Source organism: Kitasatospora sp. NBC_01300 (genome assembly GCF_041435235.1).
GTDB lineage: Bacteria > Actinomycetota > Actinomycetes > Streptomycetales > Streptomycetaceae > Kitasatospora.
The window spans coordinates 43826-62953 of the sequence record NZ_CP108410.1; the positions used below are offsets into that span (position 1 = coordinate 43826).

The 19128-nt window shown below is 73.0% G+C and carries 26 protein-coding genes; 4 read left to right on the plus strand and 22 right to left on the minus strand.

Features of this window, described 5'->3' with window-relative positions:
* Nucleotides 1-3 precede the first annotated feature (3 nt).
* Both OG556_RS40075 and OG556_RS40080 read right to left on the minus strand, forming a co-directional pair.
* Entirely contained in the window at nt 4-639 is a 636-nt protein-coding gene (locus OG556_RS40075; RefSeq protein WP_371523237.1) for a DNA-binding protein, read from the minus strand.
* Nucleotides 640-795: 156 nt separating this feature from the next.
* Nucleotides 796-1764 carry a DUF4238 domain-containing protein gene (locus OG556_RS40080; RefSeq protein WP_331731353.1) on the minus strand — a complete coding sequence of 323 codons (969 nt, stop codon included), beginning with the start codon at nt 1762-1764 and terminating at the stop codon, nt 796-798.
* A gap of 80 nt (nt 1765-1844) precedes the next feature.
* On the opposite strand from OG556_RS40080, the gene OG556_RS40085 reads away from it, so the two are divergent.
* Nucleotides 1845-3137: a helix-turn-helix domain-containing protein gene (locus OG556_RS40085; RefSeq protein ID WP_371523239.1), complete on the plus strand. Its 1293-nt coding sequence runs from the start codon at nt 1845-1847 to the stop codon at nt 3135-3137.
* A gap of 259 nt (nt 3138-3396) precedes the next feature.
* On the opposite strand, the gene OG556_RS40090 is transcribed toward OG556_RS40085, so the two are convergent.
* The 3 genes from OG556_RS40090 to OG556_RS40100 form a co-directional block, all read right to left on the minus strand.
* Nucleotides 3397-3594 (minus strand): hypothetical protein, encoded by a 198-nt coding sequence (locus OG556_RS40090; protein ID WP_371523241.1) that lies wholly within the window; start codon nt 3592-3594, stop codon nt 3397-3399.
* A 209-nt stretch (nt 3595-3803) separates the two neighbouring features.
* Nucleotides 3804-4058 carry a hypothetical protein gene (locus OG556_RS40095; RefSeq protein ID WP_331731360.1) on the minus strand — a complete coding sequence of 85 codons (255 nt, stop codon included), beginning with the start codon at nt 4056-4058 and terminating at the stop codon, nt 3804-3806.
* 177 nt (nt 4059-4235) lie between these two features.
* On the minus strand, nt 4236-4787 hold the full coding sequence (locus OG556_RS40100) for a hypothetical protein (protein WP_371523243.1): 552 nt from the start codon (nt 4785-4787) through the stop codon (nt 4236-4238).
* Between the two features lie 440 nt (nt 4788-5227).
* On the opposite strand from OG556_RS40100, the gene OG556_RS40105 reads away from it, so the two are divergent.
* Entirely contained in the window at nt 5228-5437 is a 210-nt protein-coding gene (locus tag OG556_RS40105; RefSeq protein WP_371523245.1) for a hypothetical protein, read from the plus strand.
* Between the two features lie 336 nt (nt 5438-5773).
* On the opposite strand, the gene OG556_RS40110 is transcribed toward OG556_RS40105, so the two are convergent.
* The 5 genes from OG556_RS40110 to OG556_RS40130 form a co-directional block, all read right to left on the minus strand.
* Nucleotides 5774-6112, minus strand: a complete 339-nt coding sequence (locus tag OG556_RS40110) for a hypothetical protein (RefSeq protein WP_331731366.1) — start codon at nt 6110-6112, stop codon at nt 5774-5776.
* 125 nt (nt 6113-6237) lie between these two features.
* A complete protein-coding gene (locus OG556_RS40115; RefSeq protein WP_331731369.1) occupies nt 6238-6591 on the minus strand; it encodes a hypothetical protein in 354 nt (117 codons plus the stop codon).
* A 20-nt stretch (nt 6592-6611) separates the two neighbouring features.
* The gene (locus tag OG556_RS40120) at nt 6612-7013 is read right to left on the minus strand and encodes a DUF3307 domain-containing protein (RefSeq protein WP_331731372.1); all 402 of its coding nucleotides are present in this window, start codon (nt 7011-7013) and stop codon (nt 6612-6614) included.
* Between the two features lie 94 nt (nt 7014-7107).
* Nucleotides 7108-7575 (minus strand): hypothetical protein, encoded by a 468-nt coding sequence (locus tag OG556_RS40125; RefSeq protein ID WP_331731374.1) that lies wholly within the window; start codon nt 7573-7575, stop codon nt 7108-7110.
* A gap of 84 nt (nt 7576-7659) precedes the next feature.
* The gene (locus tag OG556_RS40130; protein WP_331731376.1) at nt 7660-8589 is read right to left on the minus strand and encodes a hypothetical protein; all 930 of its coding nucleotides are present in this window, start codon (nt 8587-8589) and stop codon (nt 7660-7662) included.
* 433 nt (nt 8590-9022) lie between these two features.
* Between OG556_RS40130 and OG556_RS40135 the strand changes: the two genes are divergently transcribed.
* Nucleotides 9023-9220, plus strand: coding sequence for a hypothetical protein (locus OG556_RS40135; RefSeq protein ID WP_331731379.1), 198 nt, complete (start codon nt 9023-9025; stop codon nt 9218-9220).
* Between the two features lie 218 nt (nt 9221-9438).
* Nucleotides 9439-10074 carry a hypothetical protein gene (locus OG556_RS40140; RefSeq protein ID WP_331731382.1) on the plus strand — a complete coding sequence of 212 codons (636 nt, stop codon included), beginning with the start codon at nt 9439-9441 and terminating at the stop codon, nt 10072-10074.
* A gap of 101 nt (nt 10075-10175) precedes the next feature.
* Here the strand turns inward: OG556_RS40140 and OG556_RS40145 are convergent, their stop codons facing one another.
* The 12 genes from OG556_RS40145 to OG556_RS40200 form a co-directional block, all read right to left on the minus strand.
* Nucleotides 10176-10841 (minus strand): Crp/Fnr family transcriptional regulator, encoded by a 666-nt coding sequence (locus OG556_RS40145; RefSeq protein ID WP_331731385.1) that lies wholly within the window; start codon nt 10839-10841, stop codon nt 10176-10178.
* 127 nt (nt 10842-10968) lie between these two features.
* Entirely contained in the window at nt 10969-11742 is a 774-nt protein-coding gene (locus OG556_RS40150) for a hypothetical protein (RefSeq protein ID WP_331731389.1), read from the minus strand.
* 113 nt (nt 11743-11855) lie between these two features.
* Complete coding sequence (locus OG556_RS40155; protein WP_331731392.1) at nt 11856-12158, minus strand: hypothetical protein; 303 nt, start codon at nt 12156-12158, stop codon at nt 11856-11858.
* A 480-nt stretch (nt 12159-12638) separates the two neighbouring features.
* Entirely contained in the window at nt 12639-13349 is a 711-nt protein-coding gene (locus tag OG556_RS40160; RefSeq protein ID WP_331731395.1) for a hypothetical protein, read from the minus strand.
* Nucleotides 13346-13789 carry a hypothetical protein gene (locus OG556_RS40165; protein ID WP_331731398.1) on the minus strand — a complete coding sequence of 148 codons (444 nt, stop codon included), beginning with the start codon at nt 13787-13789 and terminating at the stop codon, nt 13346-13348. The genes OG556_RS40160 and OG556_RS40165 overlap by 4 nt, the downstream gene beginning before the upstream one ends.
* A gap of 91 nt (nt 13790-13880) precedes the next feature.
* The gene (locus OG556_RS40170; RefSeq protein WP_331731401.1) at nt 13881-14594 is read right to left on the minus strand and encodes a hypothetical protein; all 714 of its coding nucleotides are present in this window, start codon (nt 14592-14594) and stop codon (nt 13881-13883) included.
* Nucleotides 14595-14661: 67 nt separating this feature from the next.
* Nucleotides 14662-15027, minus strand: coding sequence for a hypothetical protein (locus tag OG556_RS40175; protein ID WP_371523251.1), 366 nt, complete (start codon nt 15025-15027; stop codon nt 14662-14664).
* A 394-nt stretch (nt 15028-15421) separates the two neighbouring features.
* The gene (locus OG556_RS40180; protein WP_331731407.1) at nt 15422-16276 is read right to left on the minus strand and encodes an AAA family ATPase; all 855 of its coding nucleotides are present in this window, start codon (nt 16274-16276) and stop codon (nt 15422-15424) included.
* Nucleotides 16273-16728 (minus strand): hypothetical protein, encoded by a 456-nt coding sequence (locus OG556_RS40185; protein WP_331731410.1) that lies wholly within the window; start codon nt 16726-16728, stop codon nt 16273-16275. Before OG556_RS40185 ends, OG556_RS40180 begins: the two co-directional genes overlap by 4 nt.
* Nucleotides 16729-16826: 98 nt before the next feature.
* Nucleotides 16827-17144 (minus strand): hypothetical protein, encoded by a 318-nt coding sequence (locus OG556_RS40190; RefSeq protein ID WP_331731413.1) that lies wholly within the window; start codon nt 17142-17144, stop codon nt 16827-16829.
* 66 nt (nt 17145-17210) lie between these two features.
* Complete coding sequence (locus OG556_RS40195) at nt 17211-18110, minus strand: hypothetical protein (RefSeq protein ID WP_331731416.1); 900 nt, start codon at nt 18108-18110, stop codon at nt 17211-17213.
* 300 nt (nt 18111-18410) lie between these two features.
* Complete coding sequence (locus tag OG556_RS40200) at nt 18411-19106, minus strand: NUDIX domain-containing protein (RefSeq protein WP_331731419.1); 696 nt, start codon at nt 19104-19106, stop codon at nt 18411-18413.
* Nucleotides 19107-19128: the final 22 nt, after the last annotated feature.

Consider the following 19128-nt stretch of genomic DNA (forward strand, 5'->3'; position numbering starts at 1 on the left):
GGTTCACTTCCCCTCGGTGGCGGTCGGCGCGGTGGCGGTGCGGGTGCTGACGTAGGCGATCGGTCCGCTCGACTGGGACAGCAGGCGGGTACCGAGCAGCAGGTCGGCCAGGCGTCGGTCGTCGGTGCCGGCCGGGGCAGAGGCGATCTGGTTCTCCGGGTGGGTCAGGTCGGTGAGGTATCCGGCGAGGCGGGCGCCGGTGAATCTGTATCGGGCGCCGGTGCCCGCAGTCCCGTCGGCCGTCCAGTCGTCCAGGCCGGTCAGGACGGCAACGACGAAGCCCGCCACGGTGACCGGCAGTACGGCTGCAGCCGCCACCCGGGCGGGGTCGCAGCGCCACCAGCCGGAGAAGGCGGCCAGCATCTGGCCCTCGGTCAGCTCGGTGCCGAAGCCGGTCCAGCCGCGGTCAGGGTCGACGACGTGCTCGGCGCTGCCGGTCCGCAGGACCGCGACCTCCTGGTGGCGCAGGGTTGAGAGGTCCGGCCCGCCCCTGTGCTGGAGTTCGTGGAGGGCGGCCTGGGGGATGATCTGTCGGCCGCGATCCAGGACTCCCGGAACGACGCCGGTGGCCAGCAGCTTCCTGACGGTCGGGATGGAACATCCCAACGCGGTCGCCGTCTGGCCTGTCGTGACGTACACCGACACCTCCACGTATTTTCATCTAGCTGAAGCAACAAGCTCACTCTACGGCGTTCCGCTGTCACTGTCCACGTGTTTTCAGGAAAATGAAAAGACGTATAAACGGTGTGCCAGGCCCTCCCGAAGGGCAAGTCCCCGCCCGCACCCGAGCCGTGGTCAGGGATCGGCGGGATCGTCCGGCTCGGGGGCGCGGCGCAGCTTGCGGGCCTCGACCCACAGCGGAACGTCCCGGGCCCAGGCACCCCCAGGGACGCCGTAGACCCGGCGGTAGGCGTGCAGGGCCTGCCACAAGTTGAGCGACCTGACCAGGTGCGGCGAGGCAACGGCCGGCCACGGCTCGGCGGAGAGCACCAGCAGGTGCCGCGCACCGATCGGCATGATGGTGGCCTCGGCGTCCGCGATCGGGTCGCCGATGCGCCGCGCCGGAGAGCCGCCGGTGCGACTGATGGTGAACGCGGCGGCGTCGCTGGTCACGAAGGTGTCGTCCGGGTCCTGCGGCGTCAGGATCAGCGGGGCCAGGCTGGCGACTGCCGCCTTCGCGTCCCGGAACAGGCCCTCCACGGTGTGCCGCATCGCAACCGAGTGCGGGTGCGCGGCCTCGGCGTGCGCCCGGAGCCGGTCCACGAAGTACCGCCTGCCCTCGGGGCCCGCCACGTGCAGCCCGAAGTGCCCGGCCACGGCCGCCTCGAACGGCGCCCGGCCGGCCCCGTCGACCTCGGCCTGCACCTGCGCCTGCACCTCGTCCTGGGCCTCGGCCCAGCCCGCCTCGCTGGTGTTCCTCGTATACGGGCAGCGGATCCAGTGCAGCACCGCGAGGTCCCGCAGCGCCGCCCAGTCGACGGCCGTCAGAGCCTCTCCTGTGTCGAGCCGCTTCAGCGCGTTCCCAGCCGCGGTCTCCGTCTCGCCCCAGAGGATCTCGGCACCCACCGAGTCGGCGGTGAGCCAGTCCGTGAACCGCGCGCAGGCCCGCGGAGCGTAGTGCTGGCGCCTTCGATCCGGGTGCTTGAAGTCCACCATCTCCAGGCGCTGCGCGCCCCGCGCGGGGGTGCTGGGACCGGTGTGCCGGTCCAGGATGGATTCGGACGTCATGTGCTGACCGGCGATGTGCAGCGGGCGGCGCTTCATAGCCGTACATCGTCCCAAGGTCAACCACACTGGCGCAAACGGGTTCTGATGCCGCATAACCCGGGCATATGATCCGGCTCATGGCACTCAACAGCCGCACCGAGGTAGTGGCCGCCCTCAGCTCCGGCCGGCCCCAGGACCTGCTCGGTACCGCGGAGAACGACTGGCTGGACTTCAAGACAGCCCCCTACGACCTGAAGACACCGCACGGCAAGGCCGAACTGGCCAAGGACGTCGCCGCGTTCGCCAACAGGGGCGGCGGCCTCATCGTCTTCGGGGTCAAGGCCGTCCAGCGGTCCGGCGAGCTGTACGAGACTGCGGAGCAGCTCACCCCCTTCGACCCCGCGCGGATCTCGGCGGACACCTACAACAAGGTGCTCGCCAGCGAGGTCCGGCCGCTGCTCTCCGTCAAGCTGAAGCTGTTCGCCCACCCCGACAACCAGGACGGGACCACCGGCTCCTACCTGGTGCTCGATGTGGAGCAGCTCCCGGAGGACCAGCGCCACGCCCTGGTCCGGCGCACGATCGTGGACGGCAAGGTCACCGACGGCTGGTGCGTGCCGGTCCGCAACGGGGACCAGACCGCGTTCATGTCCGCCGACGACATCTACACCCTGATCAACAGCGGCGTGCGCAGCCGCATGTATCCCGTCGCCCCGGCCGCCCCGGCGACGGCACTCGTTCGCGCCGACCCGGCCCGGGCGAGGCAGGAGCTGGTCGAGCACCAGGGCTGGGACGACCTGCCGGTGCTCTTCTGGCAGAGCACCCCGGACATCCCCCCGTCGTTCCTGCTCGGGCCCGACGAGATCAGCGGCAAGCTGGAGCAGCAGGAGGTGTTGCGGCACATGGGCTTCAACTTCTCCTTCGAGCACAGCCGCCCGGTCCCCTTCACCGACGGCCTGCTGCTCACCGAGCCCCGCCGTGCCCTGGCCGTGTCCCTCGACGGCACGGTCACTGCTGCGGCCATCGCGACGGAGGACATGCTGTGCTGGGCCATGGGCCAGAACTACGGCGATCCGAAGCGTCTCAACGTCCTCACCCTGACCGAGCTCACCTACGAGTACCTCCGGCTCGTGGACACGCAGTTCGTCCCGGCCGTGGACGGCTCCTGGCACCACCGTGTCGTCGGGACCGGCTTCGACGGTCTCAGCCTCGCCGCTGGATCGAACCCGGCCTTCCCCGGCATGGGCGCACCGCGGCCCGCCACCGGTGGGGAGTTCAATTTCGACTGGCCGGCCACCGGTGTCCCGGAGACCGACTGCTTCAAGGCGCTGGCCCGGATCTACAGCCCGTTCGGCCTCGGTGGCGGCGACAACCCGTACATCCGGGACGAGAAGCTGGAGCCGCAGTTGCTCGCCGCAGCCACCCGGTGACACACCGGCCGTGTCCATGTCCGGCCTACCCCGCCCGAGGTACGGCGAGGAGGCCGGACGGGTGGTCGAACAACGGAGGCCGTTCCGCCTGACGACCACTTCGGGTTGATCAAGGTGTCGCCGGAGGGACCGGCGGCACCCGATCCCACCCAGGAGCGGCCAGTACGTCGCTCATCCAGGCGAGTGCCCGTACTCACGGCCCTCCTTGCCTATCTGGGGTGCCCATGAGCCGTACGGAGCCGGGCGCGGGTGGCGGTGGTCACCGGGCGGCCCTGGGAACGGTGAGGCTCCCGTCCTCGGTGATCTCGTACGGGGTGCCGGTGGCCTCGCACTGCGCGCGCATGAGGTCGACCGCCGAGGTCTTGCCGCTCCTCGTCTCGCCGATGATGACCGGCCCGCCGAGGGTGAGGTCGATCCGCAGTCGGCCGGCGCCGGTGGTCCCGCTCGTGTCGGTCATGGTCTCGCCTTCCTGGTGTTGCTCGGCGCGGTCGACGTCGAGCTCCTGGTCGTGGTGGTGGGTGGGGTTACTGCTGGCCGCTGCTGTCCGGCTGCGGCATCGTCGGGGGCGGACTGCCGTTGTCCGGCTCACCGCGCATACGTCGGACCTGGTGTTCGGGGTGAGCGCTGGGTCCGATACGGTCGCAGATGCTCGGGTGTGCCGTCCGCTCAGGGGCTGTCGCCCACCCAGTCCCATCGGTCGGGGTCGCCCGGGCGCGGTTCGTACTCAGCGCGCCCGCCGGGGCCGTATCGCCCGTTGTTGGTGATCAGGGCTGCGCCGTTGGCCAGCGACTCAGGCGTCCAGCCGGTGACCTGAACGAGAAGTCCGTCGAGCGGTCCGCCGCACAGCTCCCGGTAGTCGTGGCCCTCCTCCGGGCCGGGGTCCTCGTCGTCGTCGGCTCCGTAGACCCTGCGGTTCAGCATGGGAAGTCCTCCTTGTCGCCCGTTGCGCGTAGGGCTCAGGCTGGGCGGTTTAGTCGTGGCAGGCCGGGCTGTGGCAGAGGCGCACGGTGCCGTTGTCGAAGGCTTCGCCCGGTGAGACCCGGACCTCCCAGGAGCGGGAGGTCCGGGTGCGGTCCGCCGTGCTCGCCGGTGGGCCGGTCAGGCGGCATTGGCCTCGATCCACGTGATCGTCACCGGGGAGGGCAAGGTGTCCAGCTTGAACGTGCCGTGGCCTGCCAGGAGGGCGCCGTAGGCGATGAGGCGGGTGTCCGCGTCAACGAACTGGCCGGGGAGTTCGCCGGGCGCGGGGAGATCGCGGCCGTGAGCGCGCGCGGTCTCGGTGAAGTCGGCCACGGTGATGTCGCGGCCCTCCTGCCGGGCACGGTCGCGGACGGTGTCCAGTTCGAAGGGCACCTCCCCGCCGAGGACTGCGCCGTAGGCCACCAGGGAGGCTTCGCGGGTCACGTAGGTTCCGGGCAGCCAGGTGCCGCTGAAGGTGATGCTGTAGGTACTGCCGGAGTCCCCGTCGGGCAAGCGGTGGAGGACACCCAACGAACCGATCTCTTCGGACTCGGCACCATCCTCCAAGGGAGCCTGGGGTGGCGTGGCGGGGGGTGCCGGCTGCGGTGCCGGGGAACGGTCGTCGGCGTCCTCGCCCCAGCCGCCGGTCTTCGGCTCCCATGCTTCGGAGAACTCCCGGTCGGCGAACATCTCGGCCATGCCGGTGGTCTGGGCGAGGCGGCAGCAGCCGGGCGATCACCTCGGCGGAGGACGGTCCGGGTGCGGTGATCCGCAGTCGGCGGGCCGTTTTGGTCGCGGCGCGGGCCCGGCGCAGCCGGGCTTCGTCGACGTCGAGCACGGCGGCCAGATGCGGCAGGTACTGCGGGCCGGGGGTGCGGCCCTCGTAGCCGGTCTCCCACCGCCACACGTCGGTGCGCGTCGGGTGGTAGCCGGAGACGGCCGACAGCTTCCGTGCCACGTCTTCCTCCGACAGCCCCAGCTGTCGGCGGCGGGCCGCGATCAGCTCGCCGATGCGCTGTTCCCCGGTGCCGTGCTCGCCCATGCCCGTCCCGCTCCTCCGCGCCGCGGCCGTGTAGTTGGACCGTACCCGCCGGGACAACGCCTCACCGGCGGTCAGGGACACTGGGCCCATGACTTCCGCCCGGCGCCCGTTGTGGCAGCCCTTCTCCGAGTCCCCCTCCGACCCGCCCGCCGCGCCGCCCTCTCCCGAGGCCCGGCTGACGGCGGTGGAGCGGGCGCCGTTCCTGGAGCCCGCCACCGAGGACGGCCCGGCACAGTGGCCCGCGCCGGGCGGTCGGCGGCCGCTGGGCCCCGGTGGTCTGGCGGCCGCCGGCCGCTGACCGGGACGGCCCGCACCGTCCCGGCCCGGCCCCTCCTCCTACATGCCGAAGTGACTCTCGGCGGTGGACGCCAGGTCCCGCAGGAGCGACGCCGCGAGGCTGGACAACTCCGGCTCCTCGTCGTCCAGGTCGTCGTCGTAGGTGAACTCGGCCATGTCGCCGTCTCCTTCACGCTGTCCCGGCGGGCGCCGAAGCGACCCGCCGCCTGTGTGGCGCGCGCCACACTACCGGCGGCGCCGTGGCGGCCGCCGCCGAGTCGACCGGCCCGGACAGCCCCGGACACGGCGAGGGCCGGGACAGCGCGCGCTGTCCCGGCCCTCGCCGTGTCCGGACCGGCTACTCCTGCCCGGCCGGGTAGAGCGGCGTCGTCCGGCCGCCGTCGCTGATCACGTTCCAGAACCCGCCGGTGGCGTGGGCCAGCGAGACGTAGCCGAGCGCGGCGAGCTCGCGCTCCAGGCGCTCCGGCTCCCACTCCCCCACCCCGACCACGACGTGCGTCCGGATGTCGGCGGTGGTCGTCTCCACCAGCGACACCACCCACGCGTCCTCCTCCGGCGTCGGGTAGGCCAGGGCCAGCAGATCCGTACCGGTGCGCATCGCGGCGCCCAGCGCAGCATGGACGTCGGCACCGAGCGGGGCGACCGGGATCGACGGGTCCGGGAGGTAACGGCTCACGGGGGTTCTCCTTCGGTTCGGGCATGATGAACAACGGCGGGCCGCCCCCATCGACACTGGGGGCGACCCGCCTTCTACGTGCCGGGCGTCACACTCCGGTGACCGTGCCGCCCGGGGCGGCGGGGTCAGGTGGCAGGGCCGGCGGTACCCGGCGTCCTGGAGTAGCGGGCCGGTACGTCGTGGTCCTCGGCGAGTTGCCCGTTGCCGCCGTGGTGGTGCATCCAGGCCCGGATCAGGTACTCGCGCTGGGCGGCGAGGGCCTTGTAGTGCCTGCGGCCGGTGTCGGTGCCGTCCTCGGGGACGGCGAGCGCGAGCTTCGTGAGCCGGTCGGCCTCGGCCCTCACCCCTTCCTCGCTCTGGCGCGGGGAGAGGCCGTGCAGCAGGTCGTCGGTGGTGAGGCCGGCGGCATCCTGCCGGGGCGCGCGGGTGCGGGTCGGGTACAGGGCCCCGCTGATGCTGACAGTGGTGTGCCAGGACACGGAGGACTCCTCTCGGGTGGTCAGCTCAGGGCGGCGATCAGCAGCGCGGCGGGGAACAGGCCCACGACGACGTGGGCGGCCTGGTCGGCCAGCGGCGCCCCGCCGGCCGCTTCGAAGGCGGCGGATCCGGTGTGCCGCATCCACCAGGAGATCGGCCACCGGCGGTCGATCAGGCCGTGCGAGAGGCCGACCCACCCGATCCCGGCGGCGGCCGCCACGGCGGAGACGTGCAGGCCGGTAGCGGCGCTGGCGGCGAGCAGCGCGGCGACGGTGGCGGTGACGTGGCATCCGACGTGCGCCAGGGCGGCGCGCGCGCCCGTCCAGGACCGGGCGGCTTTGTGCTCACTGATGTGATCAGTCTGAAGAAGGTAGTCGCCGGCGAAGTGACCGACGAACAGCACGACGAAGAGGGATGCGAACATGAAGGTGTCCTCCGTGGTCAGGTGATGGCTGGTGGGACAAACGGGGCGGCCGGCCTTCTTCGCGGGATGACGGCCGCCCCGTACTGGTCCTGGGTCAGACGCTGGCGAACCGGCGGATCTCGGACTCCCCGAGGGCGTTGCGCAGGTCGAGTTCGTAGGCGAGCGCCTCGACCCCCCGCCAGTACCGGCGCAGCAGCTGGACGGCGCGAGTCTGCGCGTCGCGCAGCGCGGGCCCCGGCCGGAGGCCTTCCTCCTGTGCGGCCCGCTTGAGGTGGTTCATGTCCTGGGCGGCCTGCTGCTCGGCGAAGTCTGTGACGGTGCGGCTGGCGTCGATGCCGCGCAGCCACAGCAGCGCGGCCTGGTGTCCGGCCGCGATCATCGCCAGGTGCTCCCCGATCGGCAGCGCGGCGGCGCCGCCGCGCCTGATGGCGTCGGCGAGCAGGCGCAGCGCGGCGGCGGCCGCCGGGGCGAGGGCGCCGAGGTGGGCGTCGTCGCGGACCTGGTGGCGCTCGGCGGCCGTCTCGACGCGGACGACGCGGGCGATCTCCGTGGTCGGTTCCATCAGGGGTTCTCCTCTGGTCAGGTGATGGCTGGTGAGGGGTGGTGAGGGGTGGGACGGCCGGCGGGGCGGCCGTCCCACGGTGGGTCAGGCTCCGGCGGCTCGGGCGATCGCGGCCTGCACGCGGGCCTCCGTCGCGGCCGGGTCGGCCGACTCCAGCAACAGGTGGTCCACCAGGCGGGTGGCAGCGGCCTGGTCGGCGCGCCGGATGGCCGCCGTGATCTGGGCGATCATCACCGCCTCGAACGCCGAGGTGTGCGGGTGCCCGTCGTCCTGGGGCAGCAGGTCCGCGCGGCGCAGGCCCGCTTCGTGCCGCCGGCGCACCTTGGTCCGCAGGCGCGCGGGGTCCGGCTCGTCGGGATCGGTGAGCCTGGCCAGCTCGCTCCAGCTGACGTCTCGCGCCTTGAGCGCCACGATCAGGGCGTCCCGCCGGTGGTTCAGCAGGTCGACCAGCCAGGAGACCGCGCGCAGCTGCGCGGCCGCCTCCGGGTCGTCGGCCCGCGCCAGGGCATGGCCCATCGGGTCGCCCAGGGCGGTCAGCGCGGCATCCAGGTAGCCGGCGTCCCGGGCGTACAGGACCCAGCCGCCCGGGTCCTCGGCGGCCGTGATCCGGCGCTCCCAGCCCTGCCCGGTGCCGTCGGACAGGACGAGGACCGGCGCGTCGCCGTCCAGGCCGCGCGCGGCGCGGGCGAGGACCGCGGCGACCCGCTCCGGTTCGGCCAGCACCGGCAGGCCCAGCGCCGCGCGCGGCGAGTTGGAGCCGTCCGGGCGCAGCGCGGCGTAGGACCAGCCGGTCTCGGCGGACCAGGCGGCGAGCAGCCCGGCGCGGTAGGGCTCGGCGGTGACCTGCGGGTTGTCCGGGTTCCAGACGAGGACGGCGGACGGCGCGACGACGATCCCGTCCTCGGCCAGGTCGTCGGTGTCCGGGACGTCCAGGACGTCGGGGCGCAGCCCAGCGGCGTCCAACGCGGTGAGCACCGGACCGAGGTAGTCCTCGGCCTCACTCATCGTGATCATGCAAACCTCCATAGCGCTGTGCGCTTTTGCACACAAGAGAGAGTGTGCGCTTCTGCGCACAGCTCCGCAAGGGGGCTGCTGACATTCCCTCAGACGGGTGACGCAGGCACACACTGGCAACAGGCCCGCGATCCCCGGCCCCACCGGCCGGCGCCGCCCTCCGGCTGGCCGTCGCACCACAGCGGCCGTATCGTCCGGCCATGGACGACAGCAGCACCGGACCGCGCTGCTGGTGGTGCGGCACCGCCCTCACCAGCGCCCGGCAGCGCTACTGCCCGCGCCCGCGCCTGTGCCGCGACCAGGCCTACCGGGCCCGGCGCCGCGCCCGCATCCTCACCCCCGAACGCGGCGCGCTCGCCCGCGCCGGCCACCGGCTCGACACCTACCTCACCGACGTACGCGAGGTACTCCTCCAAGCCGTCCTTGGCCCGGGGTGTTCGCCACCGCCGCCGCGCACATCGACCGGTACGCCACCGACCTCGTCCGCGTCTGCGTCGTCCAGGAGCGCACCGCCGGCACCTCCTGGGCCGTGATCGGCGCAGCCTTCGGCATCAGCGCCGACGCCGCCCGCAAACGCTGGGCCCACTACGCACTCGCCCACCGCGAAGAACCGGAGCCACCCCAGCAGTAGGCGACAACACGACAACTGCCGGACCCCGGCTGCGCCCGAGGCGGATTCCCGCTCGGGGAGGCGGGCGAACCATCCGGCCGCGCGCCGCCGCTCCACGTGAATATGCTGCCGGGCATGGGACTTGATCGGCACGGCTGCCGGGGTGAGGGTCTCGACCAAGCACGCCCCCGCCCGAACGGGGGCTGTCCTCCGATGCCTTCACCCACCCGGGAGATCCCATGGAACGCCTCGTCAAGCAGCTCGCCGACGGGCGCACCGTCCACGTCCGGCCCGTGATCACCGCCAACGGAGCCGTCACCTACACCGCCGTGGACGACGACGGCCGGACGGTCGCCGGCGGCTGGCTCCAGGAGGCCCGCGAGCACGGCGTCCCCGAGGCGCAGCGGCCCGAGGGCCACACGCACCTCATCGCCGGCACGCTCCGGCTGTGGTTCACTGCCGCCGAGGCCGAGCGGCTGACGGCGCTGGGCGTCAAGGCCGAGGAGGCCTTCACGGCCTCCCCCGATGGGCAGCGGCTCGCCGCCTGGCGCCGGGACCAGGAGGAGTTGCAGGCGGCGGAGGCCGCCGCGACGGCGATCCTGCGGACTCCCGAAGGAAGGGCCCGGGCCGGGGAACGGGCGGGCCTGAAGGAGGCGGCCAACGCGATTGCCGCCGCTGACGACGCGCAGCGGGAGCGCGCCGAGGACAGCGGTGAGCTGGGCCTCTACTACCGCGAGCAGCAGCCGGCCAACGAGGCACGGCTCGCGCAGGCCCTCGCGCGGCTGGACGCCTTCGACGCACAGCACCCGCAGATCGTCGCGGCCCTGGACGCGGAGAAGGAGGCGCGCACGCGCCGGTTCCTGGAGACCGACTGACGGCGCCCGGGCTGCCGGTCCGGAACGTGCGAAAGCCCGCCGACCGTCCGGGCAGGGCCGGCGGTCGACGGGCTGACACGGTGGAACCCGCTACGGGTCTGTCAGGCGGGCACGGCGGCGCGCAGCGCCTCCAGGTCGTGGATGACGATCGCGCCGTAGTTGGTGGTCAGGGCGCCCTGCTTGCGCAGCTGGCGCAGCGTTCGGACGATCGCCTCGCGGGAGGCCCCCACCCACTGGGCCAGTTCCGGCTGGCTGAGCTGGAGGCTCACGGCGCCCGTCGCCTCGTCGGTGACGCCGAGACGGGGCATCAGGGCCAGCAGGCGGGCGGCTGCCCGCTGGGTGACGGTGTGCGAGAGCTGCTCGACGTAGGCCTGGTCCGCGTCCCGCCGCTGCTTCGAGACGATCCGGTAGAGGGCCAGGGCCGCCGCCGGGTCGGTGTCGACCAGGGCGCGGAGGTCGGAGCCGGGGACGGCCAGGGCGGTTCCGTCGGTCAGTGCGACCACCGAACTGGTCCGGGGGCCGCCGGCGATGGCCTCGTGGTCGCCGACGGTCTCGGGCGGCTCCCGCAGGGCGACGACGATCTCCGTGTCGTCGCTGTCGCCGTGCCGCAGCACCTTGACGGCTCCGGTACGCAGGGCCAGCACGCCGTCGGTGGGGTCGCCCTGGTGGATGAGCGTCTCGCCGGCGGTGAAGCGCACGAGGGTGCCCTTCGCGGTGAACAGGGCCTCCAGGACGGGGTCCAGCCCGGGAGTGCCGGTGTCGGTCACGGGTTCTCCTTGACGTCGGGTGAGCGCTCGCCCATCACGGTAGAGCAGTCCGGTCGCGGACGGCGGTCGGACCGGCACTCCGCCGGGTGCCCGCGGCGGTTGGCCGCGCGCACCCGGCGGGGGTCGTTCAGGGCCGGTTCCACGGGTCGGCGGCGGCGACCGTGTCGTCCTCGATCTCCAGGTAGCCGATGCAGGGGCGGGACCAGCCGTTGTCGTCGTCGGCGAATCCGGTGCCCCCGCAGGCGGGGCAGTCCTGCGGGTGGGGCGGGGCCGGGTTGCCGCGGTCGCAGGTGTCCGGCTCCTGGTGGACCGCGACACCGTCCTCGTGGATGTAGGTCCGCACGAAGCCCTGCCCGGCGCAGCCTCCCTCGCAGTTCCAGGGGTGGGGGCCTTCGGTCTGCCAGGTGCGGTAGGTGGTCCGCAGCCAGGTGCGGGCGGTCTCCCGCTCGGCCGCGCCGATGCCGTCCAGGTGGCGCAGCTCGTTGACGGCCTGGGCGCATTGGGCGGCGCTGTGGATGTCGCCCTGGGACTGGAGGGCGACGATGTCCAGAGCCACCGCGTGCAGGAGCAGGTGGGTCCAGTGGTGCTGGCGGGTCAGGGCCGGGTCGGCGCCGGGGGCGCGGCGGGCGTCCTGCCACAGGTGGTAGTCGGTGGCGGCCTGGACCCTGAGCCGGCCCACCGACGGCAGGTCGGGGTAGGCGTCGCGGACGGCGGCGCAGGCGAGCGCCTCGGTGACCGGGTCGCTCTCCGGGTGGTAGCGGACGATGTCGGGCGCTGCGCCCGGGGCGCCTGTGACGACGAAGCCGATGGGCTGGCGGGCGGCGGCGAGGGCGCGCACCGAGTAGGCGGTCTGGCGGTCGCTGGTGTCGGGGGTGAGCGGGTTGGTGGCGAAGAGGGTCACGGGGGGCTCCTGGGTGGTCGGATCGGTTGGGGAGGGCGTGCGGCCGCGTCGCGGGGAGCGGGCGGTCGGGTCCTTGGGCCGGGGGGTGGCTGGCCCGAGGGTGGTGCTGGAGTTCACCGGGCCCGTAGGCGGCGGGGGCGTGCCGGCGGCGGGTTGCCCGGGTCGGGCCAGTCGTCGGCCGACAGGCCGTAAGTCGGCGGTGACCAGGTGGCCGGGGCGTGGCGGCGGTAGACGTCCTCCCACGGGGCCTTGAAGTAGGCGGCGAGGAGGCCGCCGGTGTTGGGGATCGGCGGGGGTGCGGCGGCGTTCTGTTCGCGCAGTTGTTCGGTGACCCGCTCGGCGTGGTCGGCGTGCCGCTTGCAGTACCAGTGCGCGGGTCCAGTTCCAGCACCCGGTGGTGGGAGTCGGCGCCGCAAATCTTGCGTTCGTTGCGGTAGTCGATCGGCGGCACGTAGCCCGGGTAGGCGTGCACGACCGGGGCGGGAGGGCGCCGCAACGGCACGACCGCCTCGTCGGCCGGGGCGGCGGGCCTCGGCCGGTACGTGTACGGGCGCAGGCGCGGGGCCTCGCAGGCCGGCGCCTCGCTCGGGCCACAGTCGTCCGCCGTACGGGGCGGCTCGTAGCGGGGGGCGTCGTCAGCGATCAGGCGGTCGTAGCGGGGGTGTCCGACCGCGTCACGGCCAAGCACCTGGGCGGCCCGGTTGAGCACCCTGCCCTTCTCGACGCCGGGGGCGACGAACAGGGCGTAGGCGACAGCGAGCAGCAGCTCCTTCGCCGACGGGGTGGCCCGCCGGTCGCGGTAGATACGGTGGGCGACCTCGGCGTACTTCTGCGCCCCGTCCAGGCGCGGCGGTCCGTCCGCCGCGCTCACACCCGGGCTTCCACATGGCGGGCCGTCACCGGGCTCTCGTGCGGATGCGGGGACTTCGGGCGTGCTCCGGCCCGTCGGTGCGGAGGGCTCGGTCACAGCTCCCTCCCGTCGCGGCCGACGTAGCCGTCGGCCGTACGGTGCGGCTCCCAGCACCCGGCGTGCGGGTTCTCGTCCTCGTCGTCGTCCGGGCCGTCCTGCGAGGCCCATTCGGCGGTCCTTCGATGTCCTCCTCGCCGTGGCCGTGGTAGGCGACCACGGCGCCGTCGGGGCCGGTCTCGGTGTACGACGGCAGGTCGAAGTCGTCGTTCTCGTCGCCGGTACCGCACGTACGGCGTCCGCACGGGCAGCCCCAAATCGACCCGGCTTCGACCGACAGCGGGAGGGGGGGCCCGGAGCACTCCGGGCAGGCGGGCGTGGAGACCAGGAGCGCGGACCGGCCCTGCCTCTCGCGGACCGACCAGCCGTTCGCCCGCAGCAGGTCGGCGTAGGCGGACACCAGGACGTACTCCTCCGCGGCGGCGTCAGCAAAGGTCAGCCCGTTGAGCACGCTCGGGAACCGGGTGCGGTGGCAGACCCGGACCTTCCCGGAGCCGGGAGCGCCCGGGCTGCACAGGAACCCGGCCGTGCTGACCCTGCGCGTAGCGTCGAACTGCGCGGCGCGGTATCGCGTCAGGAGGAGGTCCCGTGCGGCGTTGGACACCGCTTCGTCACGGTCCGGCAGGCTGGGCGTTGTCATCGCTGCGCTCCTTCGATCAGCTGCGCGACGGCGCGGACCAGCACGCCGTTCTCGGCGGCCTCGTCCGCCTCCTCCAGGCGCTCCAGGGCGTCCTGGACGGTCACCGTCGGGTCGGCCGCGGAGATCTCCCGGAGCGGGCGGTGCAGTTCCTCGTAGCCGGTGGCGTAGCCCGTGTGGTAGCGGCACAGCCCCTCGCACTCGTCGCAGGCCGGGCACTCCTCCCAGTCGGCGACGTGCGGCGCGATCTCCATCGGCATGTCGCTGGCGGGCAGCAGCTCCAGCACGGCGTGCGGCCGGGCCATGCCGAGCTCGCGCTGGGCCCAAGTGTCGGGCAGGGCGCGCAGCTGCATGGCGAGTGCGGCGGCGACGGCGGGCTGGTGCTTGGTCAGACGCTGCCACAGCGCGTTCGCGCTGGTCAACGGGTCGGGTGATGACGTCATCGCGGGTCCTTCCGGACGGAGTGGACGGAGTTGGCGGAGGGGTCGGAGGCAGCTCCGGGCGGGGAGCGCCCGGGCCGGGCCGGGCGGGCCGTCAAGTGGCCCTCTGCGGACGGATCTGGGCGACGTAGGCCAGGCAGCGCTGGCACGTCGCCAGCTCGCCGGTCGGTTCGTCGGTCAGCTGCAGCGGCTTGGTACGGGCGGGCGTCTCGCACAGCGCCCGTCCGGCCAGGTGACGCCGGTGGCGCCCGGAGACGGCCTCGCTGACCGGTACGACGTGCCGCAGGCGTTCACGGCCGCCGCCACGCACCCGGCCGTGCCGGTTCTCGCGGACCACGACTTTGACGAGGCAGGTGCGCAGGACGGTCGCCCACGCAGCGGCCTCGGCGCGGTGCCGTTCGGCGGTCCGCTGCTCCCGCAGGACACGCAGTGTCTCCGTGAGCCGCGCCTCATTCTCGGCGGCGGCCTGCCGGACGAGCTGGGTGCGGGTGACCGGCGGTTCGGGTTCGGCCTGCATCGCGATGTGCAGCAGGTACAGGGTCGGCCAGTGCCCGGTGGAGACGATCCTGGTGCCGACGATGGCCGCCGCCCAGTCACGGTTGTGGAAGTACCGCGCGGCGCCGACGATGTGCGGGTCGATGAACCGCCCGGCCTCGTGGTGGGCGCGTTCGCGCAGCACGGCGATCTCCTCGTCGGATAGCCGCGTCGGTCGGTCCGGGTCGGCGCCGGTGGGCGCGCCGGGCATTTGGAGGGCGGCCTGGGGGTTGTCGGGGCCGACGTTGATGGGGCCGTTCTTGAAGGTGGTCAATGGGGTTCCTGGTTGGTAGGGCCGGGCAGGTGGTGGCGTGCTGCTGTTCAGGAACTGTCCGGGGACTTCACCGGCTGGTGCTGTCGAGCAGTTCTCCGTCGATCGCGGCCAGGCGCAGCCGGGGTCGCTGTGGGACGGGCTGGCGTCCGGGCAGGGGCCAGTCGTCGGCGCGCATGCCGTAGACGGGCGGCTGCCACTGCTGCCCGAGGACGTGCCGGTAGACGGTCGCCCACCCGGAGTTGAAGTCGTAGTAGCAGGGCATGAGACCGCCCTGGTTCGGGATGGGTTCGGGTGCTCGCTTGTTCGGTTCGGCGAGCCGGCGGCGGGCGCGTTCGAGTTCGCCGCGGTGCCGGGTGCAGTGCCAGTGGACCTGGTGCCAGCCGGTCTCCGGGTGCTTCTCGATGACGTGGTCGCCGGCTTCGCTGCCGCACACGCCGAGCCGGTTGCGGAAGTCCTCGTCGGAGTCCTGGCCCGGCCGGCCGGGCGCGCTGGCCGGGGCCGCGGTGGTCTTGTGGCGGAAGGGGCTTTGCCCGGTGGTGTCGAGGTCGATCGTCAGGCTGAGCGGGGCGGGGTGCGTCGGTGCGGGCTTGTCCAGGTAGGGGCGCAGGCGCGGGGCGGAGCACCGTCGGTGGAGTTCGCCGTCGTGGTGGTGGTGGCTGTAGTGGGCGGGGGACCTGTAGCGCGGGGCGTCCTGGGCGATGGTCCAGGGCCCGCGTTGTCGGGGGCGGCAGGGTCGGTCGCGAGGATGCTCAACGGGGCTCCCGGGTGGTCGGGTCGGGCATGGGGCCGGTGCGCCCCGGAGGCGGGTCGCACCGGCGAACGGGGCTTCAGTAGCAGTGCGGGCAGTCGTCCGCGTAGGGCGGGGAGCCGAGCACGGCATCGCGCAGGTCCTTCGCCGAGTAGGCGGACATCCACGCCGGTCCCCCGCAGTCCGGGCAGGTGATCCGCGCCCGATAGCAGACGTCGTCGGGGTCGTCCTCGTCGGTCCACCGGACGGGCAGCTCGCGGCCACCGACGACGAAGGCGCCGGTCAGGTAGCCGTCCTCGTCCTCACCGTCGTGACGAGTGAACAGCCGGGCCAGGTCGCGGCCGAAGGCCCGCTCGATGTGCGCCACCGGGTTCGTCTTCTCCCCTGCGGCGCTGCGCTCCAGGATGACGTCCAGGACCGGCAGGTCGCGAGCGTGGCGCACGGCGGTGAAGCCCTCGCCGGGAAGTCCGGGCAGGGACTTGGTGAGCTCCTCGTGCTGGGCGGCGATGATGTCCGGCGGCACACGCCGGTCGCGCGCCGCGTTGCGGGCGAGAGCAGTGTCGAGATCCACGTCGACGACCAGGGCGACGACGGGCATGCCGTGGCTGCGGCCCGCAGCGATGAGGTCCCGCCTCACCCATGCCTCGGCGTTGACGGCGTCGACCACGGTGGGCACGCCTTCGCGTACCTGGGTGCCGAGCCGGTGGTCGAGCTGACTGTGGAGCATGGCCCACGCCGCGCGGGAGGCGTCCTGGTTGCCGGGGTCGCCGGTGAGGACGTCCCGGAGGTGGTCGGCGCTGAGCACCGCGGCCGCCGGGAAGAGCGTGTTGGCCAGGGTGGTCTTCCCCGCGCCGGAGATGCCGAGCAGGACCAGGAGGCAGTCCTGCGGCAGCCCGAGGGCGGCGAGGGTGCGGCGGGTCGCCTCGGCGCTCACCGGCCGGCCTCCGTCGTCCCCCGCAGCGGGAAGTCGGTGCCTTCGAGCGGGGCGACGGCCGCCGCGGTGGCGAGGCCCTGGAGGAACAGGGTGCGGGAGGTGCCCGGCTCGATGCCGCGGATCAGCCCGGCCTGGAAGTCGCCCAGAGTGGCCGTCAGGGCCATGGCCTCGCGGGCCGTCCGGTTGTAGGCGTCCAGCCGGTCGGTGGGCGCCGTGGACGGCTCCGGGGTCTCCGGCGGCTGGTGGCGCAGGGACCGCAGGGTCTGGAGGACCTGGTCGAGGTCGAGGCCGGTGCCGGGCTCGGCCAGCAGGCGTAGCGCCTGCTCGACGGTGTCGAGCACGGCGTCCTCGACGTCGTCGGTGAGCTCCTCCAGGACGTCGTCGTCCAGGTGGGCGCTCGTGCCGTAGTTGACGAGGGTGGTGCGGGGGTCGGTGCGGTGCTGGTGGTGCATTTGCGGGGCCTTTCCGGTGTGAGGGGCGAGGCGGGCCAGCAGCGGCCACAGCCTGTCGCTGCGGCCCCGTCGGACGTACGGCGGGGCCGCGGTGAGCGTCAGGACGACGCGACTGCGGTCTCAGGGCGGCGAAGCACTCGGCCGTCGACGTCCACGGGGTGCGCGTGGCGGGTGCCGGAATACCGGCAAGAGGTCGCCGGGTCGCCACCGCAGTTTTCGACGACTGTGGCGGCCTGCAGGGTGATGACGGCCCCCTGTTCGCTGAACTCCTTGGCGATCCACAAGCCGTCGAAGTCGGTTCCGGTGAGCAAGTCGACGGCGTCGCCGACATTGAGGTCACGCAGGTTTTCGCCGTTGTCGAGCTCGATCGTCCAGGTGTGGATGGTGATCTCGCGGACCGGGGCGGGGGTGGTCATGGGGAGTTGCTTCCTTCAGTCATGAATCGGGCAGGGTGGCGCAGAATCCGCAAGGCCTGCGTTCGGTCAGGACTCCGGGAGTGCCGTGCCGTACAGCCCGGTGAGCAGGACGTTGACCGTCTCGTAGAGGTCGGTGTGCTCGGTGATGGTCGGGTCGGCCACGTCGTAGTGGCCCAGCGGCCGGCGGCGGTGGGTGAGCCGGGCGGAGTCGAACCGGAAGCCGTAGGCGTGCTTCTCCCAGCCCTCGGGGTTCGGGTCGTAGGTGAAGATGGCGACAATGTCGAAGCTGCGGCGCCGGTGCTCGGTGCGGGCCTCCACGGCGAAGTGGATCCGGTCGCGGCTCTCGCCGTAGGTCTCGCCGATGGAGCGGACAAAGCCGGGCAGGCTGGTGACGTTCTCCACGAACAGGCCGGCCTCGCCGGTGGTGTAGTCGCGTACCTCGCCGTCCTGGTACCGGATGGTGATCGCGTGCTCCCCCTTGGGCGTCTCCTCGGGGAGCAGGCCGGGGAAGATGAACTCGCCGCGGCTGTAGGCGTGCCATTCCGGCTGGGCGTTCTCGACGGTGCTGTTCTCCCGGGCGCACTTGTTGCACACCGCGTCGATGCCGTCGATGACCACGGAGCTGAACGGGCCTCCGCAGCAGCCGCAGAGGAACCCGTGGAGGTCCCGCGTCCAGTAGCTCAGCGGCTTCGTGTTGAGGACCAGGTTGTTCCAGGAGCCGATCGGCTCGGTGACGGCGTCCTGTCGGTCGCTGGCGTACTCGGCGTAGACGGCGGCTGCCCTGTCGCGGCCGTGCACGGCGACCAGGGCACGGGACCAGGCCCTCTGCATCTCCTTGTCCTGCCGGGTGAGGTCGGGGCGGCCGTTGTACTTCACCAGGACGCCCAGTCCGGCGTCGTCGGCGAACAGGCGTCCCATCTCGGCCAGCAGCCGCTTGCGGGCGCTCCGGGTGGTGACGGTGGGCATGTCGTACTCCTTGCTCTGAGGTACCGGATCCGGGGCTTGCTGGTGTGCTGTGTTGCTGTTGCTGCCGCTCGGTATTCGCGGCGGGAGCCGGCCGAAACTGGCAGCGCAGATGGGACCGGACGACCTCGGCGGTGGCGCCTTGGTCGCCCGAGTCGCCGCTCTCCAGCGCATTCAGCGCGTCCAGGCAGATGACCTCCGGAGAGGGCACGCCGTGTGTGAGCTGGGTCCTGCCGCTTGCTCGGGGCTGTGCGCCCTCCGTTCGGGGATAGGCAGTGGTGGCCAATCCCCGGACGGGTCCCGCTACGGGGCGAGGTGGTCCAGGGCGGCCTGCAGCAGGGGCCGGTGCGCGGCGTAGAGGGTGCGTCCGTCGGCGGTGATCGCGGCTTCGAGCTGGTCGAGGGAGGCGAACGGCCACCAGCCGGCGTCGCGCGCGTCGTCGGCCCCGACGGCGGGCATCGTGGCGGGCAGCTGGAGGAGCCCGTAGGCGGACGCGACCCAGGACTGGTCGGTGTTGCGCCAGTCGTCCACGACCTGGCGGCCCAGGATGACCGGCTGGTGGCCCCTCAGGTCCACGCCGGTCTCCTCCAGCAGCTCGCGGAGCAGGGCGTTCTCAACGGTCTTGTCCGGGTCGTCCTCGGCAGTCCTGTCCGCGTCCTCGATCATGCCGCCGGGCGTCGCGGCGACGCCGATGTCGTCCCGGGTGATCAGCAGGACCTGCCGGTTGGCGCCGGTACCGGCGACCACGATCGCGTCGGCCGCCGCGTTCTCGCCCCACTGGCCGAGGCGGCGGCCGGTCTTGCCGGTGCGGCCGGCGGGGTTGAGCGGCCGGCCGCGGACGTCCAGCTCGAACCACACCATCGCGGCGGCCTGGCGCGCGGGCCAGTCGGTCACGGCGTCCGGGGTCGGCGCGGCTTCGGCCCAGTCGGGGACCTTCGTCTCCAGGGCCTGCGGCAGCAGCTCCGCCGGTGTGACGTCGGTGGGCGTGTAGGGGTCCATGAAGGATTCCTCCTGGTCGTGT

Excerpts from the sequence above, each read along its gene's own strand:
- OG556_RS40095 (WP_331731360.1), bottom strand. The coding sequence starts at position 4,058 with ATGCTGAACCGCAGGGTCTACGGAGCCGACGACGACGAGGACCCCGGC.
- OG556_RS40165 (WP_331731398.1), bottom strand. The coding sequence starts at position 13,789 with ATGACGTCATCACCCGACCCGTTGACCAGCGCGAACGCGCTGTGGCAG.
- OG556_RS40140 (WP_331731382.1), top strand. The coding sequence starts at position 9,439 with ATGGAACGCCTCGTCAAGCAGCTCGCCGACGGGCGCACCGTCCACGTC.
- OG556_RS40200 (WP_331731419.1), bottom strand. The coding sequence starts at position 19,106 with ATGGACCCCTACACGCCCACCGACGTCACACCGGCGGAGCTGCTGCCG.
- OG556_RS40130 (WP_331731376.1), bottom strand. The coding sequence starts at position 8,589 with ATGATCACGATGAGTGAGGCCGAGGACTACCTCGGTCCGGTGCTCACC.
- OG556_RS40125 (WP_331731374.1), bottom strand. The coding sequence starts at position 7,575 with ATGGAACCGACCACGGAGATCGCCCGCGTCGTCCGCGTCGAGACGGCC.
- OG556_RS40190 (WP_331731413.1), bottom strand. The coding sequence starts at position 17,144 with ATGACCACCCCCGCCCCGGTCCGCGAGATCACCATCCACACCTGGACG.
- OG556_RS40185 (WP_331731410.1), bottom strand. The coding sequence starts at position 16,728 with ATGCACCACCAGCACCGCACCGACCCCCGCACCACCCTCGTCAACTAC.
- OG556_RS40120 (WP_331731372.1), bottom strand. The coding sequence starts at position 7,013 with ATGTTCGCATCCCTCTTCGTCGTGCTGTTCGTCGGTCACTTCGCCGGC.
- OG556_RS40085 (WP_371523239.1), top strand. The coding sequence starts at position 1,845 with ATGGCACTCAACAGCCGCACCGAGGTAGTGGCCGCCCTCAGCTCCGGC.
- OG556_RS40080 (WP_331731353.1), bottom strand. The coding sequence starts at position 1,764 with ATGAAGCGCCGCCCGCTGCACATCGCCGGTCAGCACATGACGTCCGAA.
- OG556_RS40195 (WP_331731416.1), bottom strand. The coding sequence starts at position 18,110 with ATGCCCACCGTCACCACCCGGAGCGCCCGCAAGCGGCTGCTGGCCGAG.
- OG556_RS40160 (WP_331731395.1), bottom strand. The coding sequence starts at position 13,349 with ATGACAACGCCCAGCCTGCCGGACCGTGACGAAGCGGTGTCCAACGCC.
- OG556_RS40105 (WP_371523245.1), top strand. The coding sequence starts at position 5,228 with ATGACTTCCGCCCGGCGCCCGTTGTGGCAGCCCTTCTCCGAGTCCCCC.
- OG556_RS40090 (WP_371523241.1), bottom strand. The coding sequence starts at position 3,594 with ATGACCGACACGAGCGGGACCACCGGCGCCGGCCGACTGCGGATCGAC.
- OG556_RS40100 (WP_371523243.1), bottom strand. The coding sequence starts at position 4,787 with ATGTTCGCCGACCGGGAGTTCTCCGAAGCATGGGAGCCGAAGACCGGC.